Here is a 15,269-nt window from a genome sequence, read left to right on the forward strand (position 1 = left end):
AAAAATGAAAAAAGCTTACTTATATATTTTCCTGCTTTCTGCTTCCGTCCTGGGAGCTTGTAAAAAAGACCTGGAAGACCGGTTCTACGACAAAGACAAGCTCTCCACCGGCAGTACTATAGATGTGGTGCCCGGCTTATTTACCGGCGTGCTTACAAACAATAAAATATTTGCACAGGACTACGGCGAGTGGTATTACCTGCTCAACGGAGGTACCAGTATCACCGGCTATGAGCAAGTGGTGCAACGGTTTGTATCTTATCGCTACGACTGGTTCTCCACATACAATGATTTAACCACCGGTAACGGATTTGATGATTCTCCCATCAACGGGCAATCTTTCTTTCAACACAGTTATACCCGGTTGAAGAATTATGAAGTGATCAGGGATTCTGTGAATGCACGTACCGGGCAATTGAAACAGGATGGAGATGTATACCTGAAACTGGTTAGCTTTATAAAATGTTACCAAAGCGCCAAGCTGGTAGATTTCTTTAATTCGGTTCCTTATTCAGATGCTTTCCAGGGAGCAAAAAAAGAACCTAAATACCTCTTCCCTAAATACGATGATCCAAAAGAGATCTACCAGTCTATCATACAGGAACTGGGAACTATTGTGGATGAACTGCCCGCTGCCTATTCACAGATGTCGGCCGATGCCAAAACCGTATTTACGGAGCAGGATATAGCCTTCCACGGTGATATCAATAAGTGGGTATCCCTGATCAATTTTACCCGCCTGAAATTGCTGGTAAGAATCGCCGGAGTGGAAGAAGCATATGCCAAACCGCTGATCCAGGCAGCACTGGCTAAGCCTTTGCCACAAACAGATCTTTACTGGTTCTACTGGTTTGATATTGATCCCACCGGTGGCGGCACATGGATTCGTGGGGTGTATGAAAATACCTTCGCCTCCTTTATCCCGAACATCATCATGAAAAGGATGAACTACGGCACACCTGCTTACCAGGAAGGGATTGATGATCCACGCCTGCCCGTGCTGGCTATGCCTACCAAATACCTGGATTACCGTGGTGTATCTGCTAATATTGAAGAACAAACGGCATTGTATAACAGCGGAGAAAGGTATTATCCGTATGCAGATAATATCGCTTCTACTTTTTCTACCAATGCCAAATCTACTTACAACCATGCTACCTTCCACCAGAATGCGAAGATGCCGGTTTATATGAGTTCATTGGGAGAGCTGGATCTGCTGTTGGCGGAAATAGCGCTGAAAGGATTAGCGAATACTGGCAAATCCGCTGAGGAACACATCAAAGACGAGGTAACACACTCGATAGATTTCTGGTACACCATTAATCAACTGAGCAGCTACGCTAAAACCCAGATGACACCTCAGCAAACAGCCATGGTATACCCTACGAAACCATCTGCAGCAGTAGTGAGCGCATGGGGCGATGTGGTTAAAGCCAAATTTACACTGGCCGCTACACTGGACGACAAAATGGAAATCCTGATGCAGCAAAAGTATATTCACCTGAACCTCTACCAGCCTTACGAACTGTGGGCAGAACTGAGAAGGACCCGTCATCCGAAGTTGGAACCCTTCACCTGGCATACTTCCGTATGGAAACCAATGCCGGAAAGAGTACGTTATCCAACTATTGAGCTGACCAACAACCCGGATAACTTCAAGAAAGTAGCAGGAGAAAATAATTTAACCAGCCCGATTTTCTGGGTGCCTGCTGCAGCAAGAGCAAAAAATCCTTACTGGGATAATTATAATTATCAATAGCAGAGAGCAATGATGTCGATGGGGAGCTGACCATATTGGTTAGCTCCCTTTTTTAATGCCATACCGCTATGCAGGCGGCTGCCAGCGTTGACGCCAGTAACGCATAGTAAGCCGGCTTTGTAAATACTTTGTTTGTGAAACGTATATTGATGAACGTTACCACCGCGAACAGGCCGGTTTTGGGTATCACTTTGTAATAATTGACATGCGGATATTTCAGCGCCACCAGTATGATACCGGTTACCAGCAGTACAATGCCCAGTATCAGCCCTTTATGGTCGCGCACTTTTGTATGGTAATCGGTCCGCTGCGCCACCAATATAGCGAGATATCCTAAAAAGCATCCGAAGTGCAGAAGCAACACAATATTAAAGAGCATGGGATGTTTTTTGGGCGGTGGAAGAAAGATAATAACCTCCCAGCACCAGCGCCATTACAATAGCTACCACGTGCGGAATCAGTTTGCCGGTTTCATATACGGGATTTTGCAACACCAGGCTGAAATCCACCACCGGGATAATGGCTCCTGCCAGTAATAGCACTCCCAATGCACGCCGCTCGCCGGTCCATAGTACGCCAAGTATAACAATGCCGGTAAACAGATCGCGGATACCTTTGATATAATGAAAGGAGAAATTACCGTTTACAGGTACGTGGATGCCAAAAGCAGCTTCCGCCACCAGCGGGGAGAGGAGGAAGCGAAGCCCGATAAATACCAGCAATATCCCCATGGATACGGTGGCGTAAAAGGCGATTTTTTCAGATGTGTTTTTCATTTGTTGCATTATTTTATGATGATGCAACAAAGGTAAAAACAGCTTTCCACGGGTTCGTTCACCCAGGTTAATAAATCTACATCGCCAGCCTTTTCCTGATCCGGCTTAAAGACGGAGGCTTTACGCCTACAAAGGAAGAAATATAATACTGCGGGATGCGCTGCTGCAGGTCGGGATAGTTGTTAACGAATTGCAGATAACGTTGCTCCGGCTGATCGCTATAAATAGAAGTGATTTTTTTTATGGCATTCAAATACAGGTACTCACAAATCAACCGGCCAAATTTTTCCCCTTCTTTTACTTTGCTGTAAAGCAATTGAAGATTTTCATAAGAAATCGCCAGTATTGTGGTTGGCTCAATACACTGGATGCTGCGCTGCGAAGCAGAATGATCAAGAAAGCTTTCGTAATTACAGGTAAATTCATTTTCCTTTCCAAAATCAAATGTCAGCTCCTCCCCGGAGTCTTTAATGCTGTAGTACCGGATCAATCCCTTCTCAATAAAACCCGCTTCCCGGCAAACCTGTCCTTCCCGCAGAAAATAATCATTCTTCTGGTATTCCCGGCTCACAAACAACGAGGAAATGAATAGCTTCTCGGCTTCATTCATACGGATGAAATGTTCCATAGCCCTGATCAGATTAGTGTGTATGCTCATCGGTAAGCCGGTTTATTTGTACTTGTATGCCTTGTTTTTCGGTATCTGTTTTAGCTAACTGCCAGGCTCTATGAAAGCTCGCTTTTGCTTTATCATTATCAATATTCTTATACAGTTCTCCCAGCAGCACATAATAGAAATGATTATTCTCCAGCTTCAACTTTTCTGCTTCTGCCAGCGCTTCCTGCTGCCCGTTTGCTTTATACAGGGCAAAGGTACGGTTTAGCGCTACACTGGGGGAGTAATTGATCATCAGCAGCGCGTTGTATAGCTGCAGGATCTCTTCCCATTTTTCCGGCGTATCCTCTTTCATGCAATGCCAGTAAGCGATCCTGGCTTCCAGGTGATAGGAACTGATTTCATTGCCTTCAGCAGAAAGCTGCAGGAAATAAATGCCCTGGTTGATCAATGCCTGGTCCCACAGCGCTTCGTTTTGCGCTTCATACAGCACCACCTCGCCTTCGCCGGCCTGCCTGGCATTGAAGCGGGAAGCGTGGAAACACATGAGGGCAATGAGCGCATTTGTTTTGGGCCGGTTGGTTTTGTCGTAAGCGGTAAGCATTAATCCCAGGCGGAGCGCTTCCAGGCAAAGATCCTGTTGCAGGATCTGGTTCTGTGTCTGGGAGTAATATCCTTCACTGAAAAGCAGGTAGATAATATGCAAGACATTATCCAGCCGCTGCGGAATTTCATTTTCCCGGGGCAACTCCATCCTGATCTTTTCTTCGCGCAGTTTCTCTTTCGCCCGGAACAATCTTTTATTAATGGTTTCCTTGTTGGATAAAAAGGCTTCTGCAATTTCATCTATCCCAAAACCACAAAGGATGCGTAACGCCAGCCCTATCTGTGCCTCGCTGGCAATAGACGGATTACAGATGGCAAAAAGCATTTGCAGCTGGCTGTCTTTGATATTCTCCTGCGAGAAACTCAACGCTTCGGCATCATCCACCAGTTCCTGCCTGGCCATTATTTCAGGCAGTACTTTTTTGTCGAATATTTTATTTCTTCTGAAATGATGTATGGCTTTTTGTTTGGCTACGGTATAAAGCCAGGCAGCAGGATTGGGAGGGAGTCCTTTCACGCCCCATGTTTCCGACGCGAGTAAAAATGTTTCACTCACAATATCTTCTGCTATCTCAATATGCTGCAACCCGAAAAGTTTGCTGATCACAGCTACCATCTTTGAGAATTCCTGCTTAAATAAATCCTTCAGTGATTCGTGTTCCTTTTCCATACTAAAACAGTAAAAACCACTCTAACGAAAGAGTGGTTTTCTTTATTTCCCCTGATACTGGTTACGAAACTATTTCCCTCACTTCCACACAGCCCTGGGCATCCAGCACCGGGCAGCCATGAGCCAATGTAGTAGCTTCTTCCAGCGTATCGGCCTGCACTACCAGGAAGCCGCCAAGCCGTTCCCTGATTTCCACAAACGGACCATCGGTAATAACGCCTCCTGGTTTTAATACTTTCCCTTCCGTAGAAAGGCGACGGCCGTTACTCACCAGTTTGCCCTGTGCAGCAATACCGCCCGCCCAATCCTGCCACTTCTTCATCAGCGACTGGAAGTCATCCGGCGATAATTCGCGGTAGGCGTATTCCGACTGGCGAAATAACAATAAGAATTCTTTCATCTTTTTATAATTTAAATCACGGACGAAATATATGATTAATTTGCTTTGGCGGCAAACATCCCCGGCGTATAGCTTCCTGCTGAGGTGCGGAAAGCTACATTAAGACGGTTATAGCTGTTAATGGTAGTAACTGCTATTGTCAGATCTACAATCTCTTCCTCTGAAAACTGCTGACGAACTACGTCATATACTTCATCGGGCACATCGCCGTTGGTAAGCCTGGTAACTGCTTCTGCCCAGGCAAAGGCAGCCCGCTCACGGTCGGTATACACAGTAGCTTCTCTCCAGCCCGCCAGCATATAAATGCGCTGCTCCGTTTCCCCTTCTGCACGTGCATCTTTGGAGTGCATATCCAGGCAAAATGCGCAGCCATTCATCTGGGATACCCGGAAATAAATTAAATGCTGCAGGGATTTTTCAATGGATGATGATTTTGCAAGATATGCACCTACGCCATATAATGCTTTTACTGCGTTAGCTCCTTTTGTCAGCAGATTGATTCTCTGTTTCATGGTTTTAAATTTTTATTGGTGATGAATTTGTTCGTTTATACACCAATAAGGATCGGGAAAAAGGAAATTGGACATCTTCCGGAAATTTTTTTAAAATATTTTTTAGGCAGATGGGTAAAGGATATCCAAGCATGTGTCCGGTAAGGGAAAACCATTGGTTCCCATTTTTCTTATGCCTTTGCAGAAAAACACGCAAACTACCACGCTACCATTCCGGTGAGTCATTTGTTAATCACCTCGTTTTTACAATTGTAAAACACTCCGGCGGGCCGGAATTTTTTCTTTTGACGGATGATTCAACATAATTATCCCCGCATCGGGAAAATGCTGGCCCTCCTTGTTTTTGTGCTGCCATTTACCGCTATATCCGTAAAGGCCCAGGAAATAAGACCTTTGTACAAAGATTCCATTCCCAACAGTATCGGGAAAACTGCACCGGCAGATGCCCCCACCATCACCATCTATAAGCCGGAAAAGCCCAACGGGGCGGCGGTGATCATCTTCCCCGGCGGTGCATACGCCTTCCTGGCCTTCGCAGAGGAAGGCACCAAAATCGCAGAAGCATTCATTACAAAAGGAGTCACCGCCTTCGTGGTAAAATACCGGCTGCCCTCAGATGCCACCATGCGCGATAAAAGCATAGGACCGCTTCAGGACGCACAGCAGGCCATTAAACTGGTACGCATGAATGCCGCGGAATGGGGGCTGGACCCGCATAAAATTGGGATCGCAGGCTATTCCGCCGGCGGACACGTGGCCTCCACGCTGGGCACCCACAGCGCCAGGAGCTATGTGCCCAATAAGGAAAACACCGATCTGCGCCCGGATTTCATGATCCTCGTATACCCCGTAATAAGCATGAACAAGGACCTGGCACACCAGGGATCAAGCATTAACCTGATAGGGAATGAGCCGTCCAAAGAAAAAATTGCCTTCTTTTCCAACGAAGAGTGGGTGAACAATAACACACCGCCGGCCTATATTACGCATACCAGCGATGATGCCGTGGTGAATGTAAATAACAGCATCGCCTTTTACCTGGCCATGCTGAGAGGAGGCATTCCCGCTGAACTGCATCTCTATCCCACCGGTAACCACGGCTTCACCCAACGGTTACCCGTAAACGAATGGCTGGACCCCATGGTGTGGTGGATGAAAAGAGGGGGCTGGATTCCCAACACCCCCTGATCTGATATTAAATCATGGCATAGCCGTATGAACAGGTCGCGCAGCGGGCCTGGAATGCAGCAGCTTTATCAGCGGCCGCTCTACCTTGTAGTAGAAGAAAACCCCTACCGCCACCGCCAGCACCATATGTACGATAACGGAAAGATCGGCATTCAGGAAGTAGCCGGTGGCGGCATATATCTGCGCGATGAAATAATAAAAAGTATAGTGGGTCAGGTAAATAGAATAAGAAGCATCGCCTATCAGTAAACCCAGTTTGTTATTCCAGAGCTTTGTCCATACACCCTGCTTCTCCAGGAAAATGCAACCCGCCAGGATACACGCACTTGGCAACCCCCACAATAACACCCTTTTCAAACTGCCGGTGCCACCGGTCACACTGCTCAGTTCAGAAATATTTCCAAATCCATACACAATGTTATAAATATAACCGCCCACGCCCAGCAGGAGCAGCAGCCCGGCTATGCCGGCAGCCACTTTTACATGCCGGTACAGCCAGAAAATGATCACCCCAAAGAGAAACTCCAGCATGATAGGGTTAGTGTAAAATATCAGCCGGAAATCAGCTGGCTTTAGCAACTGACCCACCGCCACAAGCGCAGGAATAACAAGTAACAGCAATAAGGTTTTGTATTTTGTACGGAACAGGATCAGGAAGAAGAAAAGGAAATAGAACCACCACTCAAAACTCAGCGACCAGCCCACCACCAGGATAGGCGCCAGCCACTTCTGCGAGTTCAATACCGGTAACATAAAGATCGTATCCCTCCACCCGTAAAGAATAGCCGTGATGGGGTACATCTGGTCAAAAAAACAAAAGAATACCATGTAACACACACTGGCTACATAATAAATAGGATTGATCCGCAGGAACCGCTTCTTCAGGAAGTCCACCCCGTCACGCGCACCAAAATAGTTACTGGCTACATAACTAATGATAAACCCCGATATCCCAAAAAAGAGATCTACGCCAATAGCACCAAAGTTTTCGAGGAAATAAAATTTTTGCTGATGGGAAACGGTGAATGCTTCCTGTAAGTCGATGGCGTGTACATGTACCACGAGGATAACTGCTACTGCCCTTAATAACTGTATGCTGTTAATCTTCATAAAAAGGGATACTGATTGAGGGTAAAGGATGGCAACACCGGTCACTTTTGTGTAAAGCAAGTTAAACCGGGCTGCTGTAATTACACTTCAGTCAGTATCCTCCTGTCAGTTACGCGATCTGTTCCATGCTTCCCGGCTGATTGTAAACCAGTTAAGCATCGTTTCGCCGTCGTGAAAAGTGCCGTCCAGGCTCAGGCCCACCTTCTCTAAAACGCGCTTCGACGCATCGTTGTTTACATCGGCAATGGCATAAATATTTTCCAGCCCGAGCCGGTTAAAGCCATATTCCAGGCAGGCCCGCGCACATTCCGTAGCATACCCCTTTCCCCAGTATTTTTTTATAAAACGATAGCCGAGGTCGTAGTAGTTAACATGGCCGTTGGTAGGTTCTTTTATCAGTTTTAATCCCGCCCATCCCACAAACTGGTTGGTGTCTTTTTCTATCACCGCCCATCTGCCAATACCGTTCTCCCGGTATTGCTGCCGGATAAACTGAATGGCCTCCCGCGATTCTGCTATGGTGCTTACGGGTTTGTTACCCAGGTATAAATGTACCGCTTCATCTGAATCCAGTTCAAACATGCCGGCGGCATCAGCAGGTATCAGTTCCCTTAAAATCAGCCGGGGGGTGGATGCGAAAATCTCCATACACGTGTCATTTGCCGTCCAATTTAAAGGAACTATCTATAAGAACAAAAATTGGGAGTACTTACCTGGTCATCAACAGGAAATTACTTCCTGCTTCTGCTTCAGTCGATTTTTTCTGGTACTGGTAAGGAGAGAAGCCTGCAAACTCTTTGAAGGCCCTGATGTAATGGGATTGGTCAGCATAATCATGCTCAAAGGCAATATCAGACAACTTGCTGTAGTTGTTGCTTTTTAATTGCTTCAGGGAATTTTGAAAACGGCATATGCGGGAAAATAATTTCGGAGAGATGCCAACGCCCTGTTTAAACCGGCGCTCGAAACTTCTTTCCGTTAACTGCAACTGCTGCTGTAAGTCCTTTAACGGAATACTGCCGCCGGATGCAATGATCTGCGATAAGGCGAAGTGCGTCACCTCATCGGCAGGCGTGCTGTTTTCATTTATCTGCTTAAATAAAAAGGCAGCAATAACGGCTATCTTCTCTGTTAATGAAGGCGTGTTGCCAAGCCTTTCTGCCAGGTAAAAATCCCTGCTAGCCGACAGTATATCAAGGTCTAAACAGGAATTGGTTAACTCATCGGCATTCAAACCAAAAACTGATTTCAACGCATGCGGATAACAGCATACCCCAATGGAACAGATAGTGCCGGTTACATGCAGCTCCGTATATTTCGTGGTTTGGCCGTACAACAACAAATCAGGCAACTCTTTGTTTTCCTGGTAAAAGGTACCGCTGGCCGACTGCTGGAAAATTAAACCGGGACAACCATCTGCCATTGGCCCGAAAATTTTAGGCACGTGGGCAACATCATTACTCTCCAGTGTCCAGAAATAACGGACGTGGTTTTTAAGATATGCCGGCGGTGGTAATTCCTGGTACTTCATTTTAATAGCAGATGAATTATATTCAAGGTAATAATTTTTAATGATTTCATAATAATCTACTAAATTTGTAGACTAATTACATTCCCCCATGAGCATCGCAACACACCGTTTCATCGCCAGCCTGGCATTATTACTAGCTACCAGCATTGGATTTGCACAAAATAAAATAGTTGTTTTCCAGTCGGATTTCGGTTTGAAAGATGGCGCCGTTTCTGCCATGAAAGGCGTAGCCTCCGGCGTATCGCCCGACCTGAAACTATATGACCTCACCCACGAAATACCCGCATACAATATATGGGAGGCCGCCTACCGGCTGGAACAAACAGTTCCCTACTGGCCAACAGGTACCGTGTTCGTATCGGTAATAGACCCCGGCGTAGGCACCAGCCGTAAATCGGTAGTGCTCAAAACAAACAATGGCCACTTTATTGTAACACCAGACAACGGCACCCTCACCCTCATTGCAGCCTCCGAAGGCATCGCGGAAATACGTGAAATCAATGAAGCCGTGAACCGTCGTAAGGATTCGCAGAAATCCTACACTTTCCATGGCAGGGATGTATATGCCTATACCGGCGCGCGACTGGCAGCAGGCGCTATCACCTTTGAAGAGGTAGGACCGGTATTGCCCAAAGAGGTAGTAAAAATACCTTACCAGGCGGCCGTGCTGGAAGGCGGAAAACTGAAAGGCAACATCTCCATCCTGGATGTGCAATATGGTAATGTGTGGACCAACATCAGCGCCGATCTTCTCAACCAGCTGCATCCTCAATACGGCGATGTACTGCAGGTAACATTTTTCCATAACGGGAAAAAAGTACATCAAACAGCGGCGCCGTACAGTCAAACTTTTGGCGCAGTACCGGAAGGAAAACCATTGAGCTACCTGAACAGCTTACTGCAGCTGTCTTTTGCGCTCAACCAGGGCAACTTTGCCGCTGCCTATCACATCGGAAGCGGTAGTGAGTGGAGCGTGGAAGTAACTTTATCTCCTAAAAAATAAATCGCTACTGATGATAAGATCTTTATACCCTGCCTTTATTTTTGTATTGATCAGCAGCGCCGCCACTGCGCAAACCGCGGCAGATACTATACCGGCCCCGGCTATACGCACTTTGAATGAAGTGGTAACAGTAGGTACCCGCAGCAGTGGCCGCACACGACTAAACACCGTGGCGCCCGTAGATGTTTTTCATCTCTCCAAAATACAAATACTCACACCGCAAAATGATCTGAACCAGATCCTGCAGTATATTTCCCCATCTTTTAACTCCAACCGGCAGTCCTCTTCAGACGGAAGCGAGCATATTGATCCCGCCAGCATCCGCGGGCTAGGTCCCGATCAGCTGCTGGTACTGATTAACGGCAAACGCCGTCATACTACCTCGCTGGTCAATAACCAGGGCACCGTTGGCAACGGTTCTGTAGGAACAGATCTCAATGCCATTCCTTCTGCTGCCATTGAACGCATAGAAGTGCTGCGCGACGGCGCTTCTGCGCAATACGGCTCCGATGCCATTGCAGGCGTGATTAATATCATCCTGAAGCAAAACACGCAGCAACTATTTGCTGCATTAACCGGCGGCGTTACCTCCCGTGGCGACGGCGGTCTTGGTCAGCTGAGCCTCAACTACGGCGCCGGCCTCGGCAAACAGGGCGGTTATATCAATATCACCGGGGAAGCTTACCAGAGAGGTAAAACTACCCGCGCGCAAAATAATAACCTGATCATCTTTGACCAGTCGTCCCTCGATAATTATTTCGCGTACGACTTTACCAACGATCCCGCTGCTTCCCGGAAATACGACGACGATATGTTGAAGCAGAAAGGACTAAAAAGAGATGATTTTAATTTCCAGATCGGCGATGCACAAATAAAGAATGGTGGCGTATTCTATAATTTATCGCTCCCTTTTAACAACAGCCAAAGTGAATTCTATTCTTTTGGTGGCTACAGTTACCGCCAGGGCGAAGGCTTCGGCTTCAGACGCTTACCAAGCGATCCTACCGTAAACGTATATACGATTTATCCGGATGGTTTTCAGCCTACTACTGATTCACGTATCCACGACCGTTCCATCGCCGTAGGACTGAAACATAAATTTGGTGAATGGCAGGCCGACTTAAGCAATACGCTGGGCGATAACCGTTTCGACTATGAGGTAGATCATACCGTAAATGCCTCGTTGCAGAATGCATCTCCCACCAGCTTCAAAGCCGGCGGACATGAATTTTTACAGAACACTACCAACCTCGATTTCAGCCGTCGCTTTGCAGGCGTGGCTGCTGGCTTTAACCTGGCCTTTGGCGCGGAGTTCAGGGTAGATGATTACCGCATCCGCACCGGGGAAGAGGCCTCCTGGAAAAATTATGCATTGGTGGAAAACCCGGATGGTACCGTATCTAACCCCTCCGGGCTGGCAGGCGGATCGCAGTCGTTTACCGGGTTTTCACCGGATAATGCCATCCATAAAAACAGGAATAACACCGGTGTTTATATAGATGGCGAACTGGATGTTACTTCCAGGTGGCTGATCAGCGCGGCATCGCGACTGGAACACTACAGCGACTTCGGAACAGCGCTGAGTGGTAAATTTGCGACGAGGTATAAAATTTCTGATGTGCTCAACGTGCGTGGCGCCGTGAGCAATGGTTTCCGGGCGCCCTCCCTGCATCAGCAGTATTTCAGTTATGTGAGCACAGATATTTTACCGGACAACACGCTCGGTCAATCCGGGTTCTTTACCAACCAGAGCACCGTGGCAAAAGCATTGGGTATCCCAAAGCTGAAACAGGAAACATCTGTAAACTACAGCCTGGGCTTTACTGCACAGGCCGCCCATAATTTCAGCATCTCCGTAGATGGTTATCTCACTAACATCAAAAACAGGATTGTATTAACCGGCAGCTTTGGCTTTGATGCCAACGGCGATCCGGTGGATGCCATCCAGCAGATTATCAATCCGCTGGGCGCCAGTTCTGCACGCTTTTTCAGCAATGGTATTGATACCCGCACCGCTGGCATTGATGTGGTGGCCGACTATAACTTACGTTCCGGTCCCCATAGTTTCAATGCCTCGCTGGGATTCAACTACAATAAAAATAAGATCACCGGCAACCTGCATATTCCCGACGGTTTAAAAGGACAGGAACAGATCTTCTTTTCTCCCAACGACAGTATTCTTATCACAGATGGTACACCACGCGTAAAGGCTAATTTATCGCTTACCTATGGTTATAAAAAATTCAGTGTGTTACTGCGCAATGTATATTTCGGAGAAGTATCCCGCAACAGTTTCCCCTTTGGAGAAGTGCAGGTGCACAAAGGAAAAGTGGTAACGGACCTGTCTTTCAGCTATAACCTGAAACCCGTTACCATTACGGTGGGCGCCAATAACATCCTCGATGTTTTCCCGGACGAACAGGTATATGGCAACAGTTATTTCGGCGTGTTTAAATATGCGTCGGTGCAGATGGGTACACTCGGATCATTTTATTTTGCAAGGGTGGGAATTAATATAAACCGCCGGAATTAGCGTATTTGCCTGTTTTAGGAAGTATATATAATAAGCTGATGCCATAAATGTCGGGCTGTCGCTTTGTTAAGCTCTTCATATAAGAGCCCTTGATTTCAATAGCGCCATTCTTCTTTTTGCCAAGCCCGATCCGCATTCCCAGGTTGCCTATCGGCCCCACAGCATGCTGGGTAGTAGAATCTGTAAAGCTGCCGCCGTTACGGTCTTTGTACTTTACATTTACAGGGCCGTAATGGTAGGCCAGCCCGCCTCCCACAAAGAAACCTACGGAGCTTTTATTATCCAGGGAAGAAAATCCGGCGAAGTTCAGGTTAATAATAAGCGGGATATCGACCATACCCCTGGGCTTTGTCCTGGTACCATCATCCTCGTCACGGGTATAGTAATACACAATATTACCCTCCGCATCATAATACGATTCCATATTGCTGTCAGATTCCCCCGACCCGCCAACTGATAATGGAATACCCACCGAAACAGTCATCTTATCTGTTTCCATCACATTGTAACGGATGGCATAGGAAAGGCTGAAGCTCGCGATGCTGCCGTACCTGGAAGTATGATCAATAAATGTAGAAAACCCGATGCCATGTACAAAACGTTGAGAGAAAACCGGTAATCCGGCCATACAGGCAATTACTAACAGAACAATTTTTTTCATACGGCAGCAGTGGGATTAGAGGTACCGTATAAAGGTAAAGTAAAAAGCTATTGAAACGGAAACCCGCCCCAATAGCTTTTTACAAACTTCTCTTGTGTTATTGTAATACGTCCAGTATCGGATGATCGATGCCCTGCAAGGTGTTGGCAGCGGGCTTGATCAGTTCCAGAACAGTAATTTTATTGCTGCCTTTTTTCAGCCATTCAGCAGGTACATACAAGGTTTGTTGCGGACCTACCTGCCAGTATCTGCCCAGGTGGTGTCCATTGATCCATACGGCTCCTTTGCCCCACTGCGTCATATCCAGGTAGGTGTCGCCGGTAGAGGAAAGCGTAAAGCTGCCTTCTTTCAGCACCGGTGCGTCCGTACCGGCAGCGGAAGGCTTTACAGCCGGCTGAACATCAAAGGGCAGTTTAAATTGCAGCCACTGATGAATAGCCTGGCCATTAAATAATACCTGGCCGGCAATACCTTTTTTATTTTTAAGAAGATAGGGGCCAAAATTGATACGCCCAAGATTTTCTACCAGGATATCCAGGGTAACAGTACCGGCTGGAAGCATTACCTCCACACTGTCCTGCGCCAAACGGCGGTCCAGTATAGCCACTCTTTTGCCATTCACGAACACAATACCGTAATCACGTAGATCTTTTATTTTCAGCAGGCCACTATGCCCACCGGGAACGGTAGTGCGATACAGCACAAATCCATAAGCCTGGTTAAGGTCTTCAAACGTTAACGGATCTACGCTTTTAATGGCCACGGGCAATTTACTTAAAACTGCTGCGCTGCGTTCAAAGGTGATCTGTGGGGTGGTGATCACCGGTTTCTTTGCGGGAACTTCAGGTAAAGTTACACCTGCCGGCAGATGCCTGGCTATCACTTCGCGGAACTTCATGAATTTTGGCGTGGCATTTCCTGCTTCATCCAGTGGTGCATCATAGTCGTAACTGCTGATCTGCGGCTCATAAGGGCTCTTATCATTATAGTTCGCGCCATTCATATAGCCACGGGTAGTGCCACCGTGAAACATGTACATGTTAATGGAAATGCCGGCTGCGAGTACACGATCCAGGCGGTCGAGGAAGTTTTCATAAGGAATGGTATGGTGCTTTTGTCCCCAGGAATCAAACCAGGCAGGGTACCATTCCGCAATATAAAACGGCCCTTTGCCATTGTGGTTTTCTCTCACCAGCTGCTTTACTTTTTGCGGATCATCGATGCCGTTTACAGCCGGCAGCAAACCAGGCAAATGCCCTTTGGCTACATCGGCTGCGGGATCGCAGGTGTAAAGCAGCCCGTCGAAACCTGCATCAATAAACATCTTCCGGTTAATGTCGAGGTAGCTTTTATCATTGGAATAAGAACCATATTCATTTTCTATCTGCACCATCAGGATGTTGCCGCCGTGATTTATCTGCAAGCCCGATAGTTGTTTTCCAACTGCCTTGATGTAATTATTATAAGCGGCGAGGTATTGCGGTTCTTTACTACGTACTTCGAGACCCTTTATGTTCTGCAGCCAGTATGGATATCCGCCAAATTCCCATTCGGCGCAGGCATACGGACTAGGGCGTAACACCACCCACAACCCTTCTTCCTGTGCTATTTTTACAAAGGCGGCTACATCGTTGTTGCCGGAAAAATCATAATGTCCTTTTTCAGGCTCGTGCATGTTCCAGAACACGTAAGTGCCTACGGTATTCAGTCCCATTGCCTTTGCCATTTTCAGGCGGTCACGCCAGCTTTCACGCGGCACGCGCAGGTAATGGATCTCTCCTGAAATCATCTGGAAAGGTTTGCCGTCCAGCAGGAAGGCGGAGTCGCCGAGCTGGAAAGTGTGTTGTGCAAACAACTGTATGCTGCACAATACCATTAAAATTACAACGCTTAGTTTTTTCATT

At 47.0% G+C, this 15,269-nt stretch carries 15 protein-coding genes; 4 read left to right on the forward strand and 11 right to left on the reverse strand.

The window, feature by feature from the left end; all coding sequences use genetic code 11:
- Positions 1-4 precede the first annotated feature (4 nt).
- Positions 5-1,759 (forward strand): SusD/RagB family nutrient-binding outer membrane lipoprotein, encoded by a 1,755-nt coding sequence (locus tag QFZ51_RS06385; RefSeq protein WP_429044315.1) that lies wholly within the window; start codon positions 5-7, stop codon positions 1,757-1,759.
- Between the two features lie 52 nt (positions 1,760-1,811).
- Here QFZ51_RS06385 and QFZ51_RS06390 read toward each other — a convergent pair whose 3' ends face one another.
- The 6 genes from QFZ51_RS06390 to QFZ51_RS06415 all read right to left on the reverse strand — a co-directional run bounded on the left by QFZ51_RS06390 (position 1,812) and on the right by QFZ51_RS06415 (position 5,339).
- Complete coding sequence (locus QFZ51_RS06390) at positions 1,812-2,138, reverse strand: hypothetical protein (RefSeq protein ID WP_429044318.1); 327 nt, start codon at positions 2,136-2,138, stop codon at positions 1,812-1,814.
- A complete protein-coding gene (locus tag QFZ51_RS06395; protein WP_429044321.1) occupies positions 2,128-2,535 on the reverse strand; it encodes a DUF4267 domain-containing protein in 408 nt (135 codons plus the stop codon). The genes QFZ51_RS06390 and QFZ51_RS06395 overlap by 11 nt, the downstream gene beginning before the upstream one ends.
- 76 nt (positions 2,536-2,611) lie before the next feature.
- Positions 2,612-3,193, reverse strand: coding sequence for a Crp/Fnr family transcriptional regulator (locus QFZ51_RS06400; RefSeq protein ID WP_429044324.1), 582 nt, complete (start codon positions 3,191-3,193; stop codon positions 2,612-2,614).
- Complete coding sequence (locus QFZ51_RS06405; protein ID WP_429044327.1) at positions 3,177-4,427, reverse strand: RNA polymerase sigma factor; 1,251 nt, start codon at positions 4,425-4,427, stop codon at positions 3,177-3,179. The genes QFZ51_RS06400 and QFZ51_RS06405 overlap by 17 nt, the downstream gene beginning before the upstream one ends.
- A gap of 61 nt (positions 4,428-4,488) precedes the next feature.
- The gene (locus QFZ51_RS06410; protein ID WP_429044330.1) at positions 4,489-4,827 is read right to left on the reverse strand and encodes a YciI family protein; all 339 of its coding nucleotides are present in this window, start codon (positions 4,825-4,827) and stop codon (positions 4,489-4,491) included.
- Between the two features lie 35 nt (positions 4,828-4,862).
- Positions 4,863-5,339 carry a carboxymuconolactone decarboxylase family protein gene (locus tag QFZ51_RS06415; RefSeq protein ID WP_429044333.1) on the reverse strand — a complete coding sequence of 159 codons (477 nt, stop codon included), beginning with the start codon at positions 5,337-5,339 and terminating at the stop codon, positions 4,863-4,865.
- A gap of 291 nt (positions 5,340-5,630) precedes the next feature.
- Between QFZ51_RS06415 and QFZ51_RS06420 the strand changes: the two genes are divergently transcribed.
- Positions 5,631-6,527, forward strand: a complete 897-nt coding sequence (locus tag QFZ51_RS06420; protein ID WP_429044335.1) for an alpha/beta hydrolase — start codon at positions 5,631-5,633, stop codon at positions 6,525-6,527.
- Between the two features lie 12 nt (positions 6,528-6,539).
- Here QFZ51_RS06420 and QFZ51_RS06425 read toward each other — a convergent pair whose 3' ends face one another.
- From QFZ51_RS06425 to QFZ51_RS06435, 3 genes are all read right to left on the reverse strand, one after another.
- The gene (locus QFZ51_RS06425; RefSeq protein WP_429044338.1) at positions 6,540-7,637 is read right to left on the reverse strand and encodes an acyltransferase family protein; all 1,098 of its coding nucleotides are present in this window, start codon (positions 7,635-7,637) and stop codon (positions 6,540-6,542) included.
- Between the two features lie 105 nt (positions 7,638-7,742).
- A complete protein-coding gene (locus QFZ51_RS06430; protein ID WP_429044340.1) occupies positions 7,743-8,285 on the reverse strand; it encodes a GNAT family N-acetyltransferase in 543 nt (180 codons plus the stop codon).
- 61 nt (positions 8,286-8,346) lie between these two features.
- Entirely contained in the window at positions 8,347-9,168 is an 822-nt protein-coding gene (locus QFZ51_RS06435) for a DUF6597 domain-containing transcriptional factor (protein WP_429044341.1), read from the reverse strand.
- A gap of 88 nt (positions 9,169-9,256) precedes the next feature.
- Between QFZ51_RS06435 and QFZ51_RS06440 the strand changes: the two genes are divergently transcribed.
- Together QFZ51_RS06440 and QFZ51_RS06445 are read left to right on the forward strand one after the other, a co-directional pair.
- On the forward strand, positions 9,257-10,171 hold the full coding sequence (locus tag QFZ51_RS06440; protein WP_429044342.1) for an SAM hydrolase/SAM-dependent halogenase family protein: 915 nt from the start codon (positions 9,257-9,259) through the stop codon (positions 10,169-10,171).
- Between the two features lie 10 nt (positions 10,172-10,181).
- The gene (locus QFZ51_RS06445) at positions 10,182-12,704 is read left to right on the forward strand and encodes a TonB-dependent receptor plug domain-containing protein (protein ID WP_429044345.1); all 2,523 of its coding nucleotides are present in this window, start codon (positions 10,182-10,184) and stop codon (positions 12,702-12,704) included.
- Here the strand turns inward: QFZ51_RS06445 and QFZ51_RS06450 are convergent.
- Positions 12,682-13,365, reverse strand: coding sequence for a hypothetical protein (locus QFZ51_RS06450; protein ID WP_429044348.1), 684 nt, complete (start codon positions 13,363-13,365; stop codon positions 12,682-12,684). The two genes, QFZ51_RS06445 and QFZ51_RS06450, sit on opposite strands and share 23 nt — an antisense overlap.
- Positions 13,366-13,462: 97 nt before the next feature.
- Positions 13,463-15,268 (reverse strand): beta-galactosidase, encoded by a 1,806-nt coding sequence (locus tag QFZ51_RS06455; RefSeq protein WP_429044350.1) that lies wholly within the window; start codon positions 15,266-15,268, stop codon positions 13,463-13,465.
- Position 15,269: the final 1 nt, after the last annotated feature.

Source organism: Chitinophaga sp. W3I9, assembly GCF_050434025.1.
Lineage (GTDB): Bacteria > Bacteroidota > Bacteroidia > Chitinophagales > Chitinophagaceae > Chitinophaga.

Excerpts from the sequence above, each read along its gene's own strand:
- QFZ51_RS06425 (WP_429044338.1), bottom strand. The coding sequence starts at position 7,637 with ATGAAGATTAACAGCATACAGTTATTAAGGGCAGTAGCAGTTATCCTC.
- QFZ51_RS06390 (WP_429044318.1), bottom strand. The coding sequence starts at position 2,138 with ATGCTCTTTAATATTGTGTTGCTTCTGCACTTCGGATGCTTTTTAGGA.
- QFZ51_RS06420 (WP_429044335.1), top strand. The coding sequence starts at position 5,631 with ATGATTCAACATAATTATCCCCGCATCGGGAAAATGCTGGCCCTCCTT.
- QFZ51_RS06455 (WP_429044350.1), bottom strand. The coding sequence starts at position 15,268 with ATGAAAAAACTAAGCGTTGTAATTTTAATGGTATTGTGCAGCATACAG.
- QFZ51_RS06435 (WP_429044341.1), bottom strand. The coding sequence starts at position 9,168 with ATGAAGTACCAGGAATTACCACCGCCGGCATATCTTAAAAACCACGTC.
- QFZ51_RS06395 (WP_429044321.1), bottom strand. The coding sequence starts at position 2,535 with ATGAAAAACACATCTGAAAAAATCGCCTTTTACGCCACCGTATCCATG.
- QFZ51_RS06440 (WP_429044342.1), top strand. The coding sequence starts at position 9,257 with ATGAGCATCGCAACACACCGTTTCATCGCCAGCCTGGCATTATTACTA.
- QFZ51_RS06405 (WP_429044327.1), bottom strand. The coding sequence starts at position 4,427 with ATGGAAAAGGAACACGAATCACTGAAGGATTTATTTAAGCAGGAATTC.
- QFZ51_RS06430 (WP_429044340.1), bottom strand. The coding sequence starts at position 8,285 with ATGGAGATTTTCGCATCCACCCCCCGGCTGATTTTAAGGGAACTGATA.
- QFZ51_RS06410 (WP_429044330.1), bottom strand. The coding sequence starts at position 4,827 with ATGAAAGAATTCTTATTGTTATTTCGCCAGTCGGAATACGCCTACCGC.
- QFZ51_RS06400 (WP_429044324.1), bottom strand. The coding sequence starts at position 3,193 with ATGAGCATACACACTAATCTGATCAGGGCTATGGAACATTTCATCCGT.
- QFZ51_RS06445 (WP_429044345.1), top strand. The coding sequence starts at position 10,182 with ATGATAAGATCTTTATACCCTGCCTTTATTTTTGTATTGATCAGCAGC.
- QFZ51_RS06450 (WP_429044348.1), bottom strand. The coding sequence starts at position 13,365 with ATGAAAAAAATTGTTCTGTTAGTAATTGCCTGTATGGCCGGATTACCG.
- QFZ51_RS06415 (WP_429044333.1), bottom strand. The coding sequence starts at position 5,339 with ATGAAACAGAGAATCAATCTGCTGACAAAAGGAGCTAACGCAGTAAAA.
- QFZ51_RS06385 (WP_429044315.1), top strand. The coding sequence starts at position 5 with ATGAAAAAAGCTTACTTATATATTTTCCTGCTTTCTGCTTCCGTCCTG.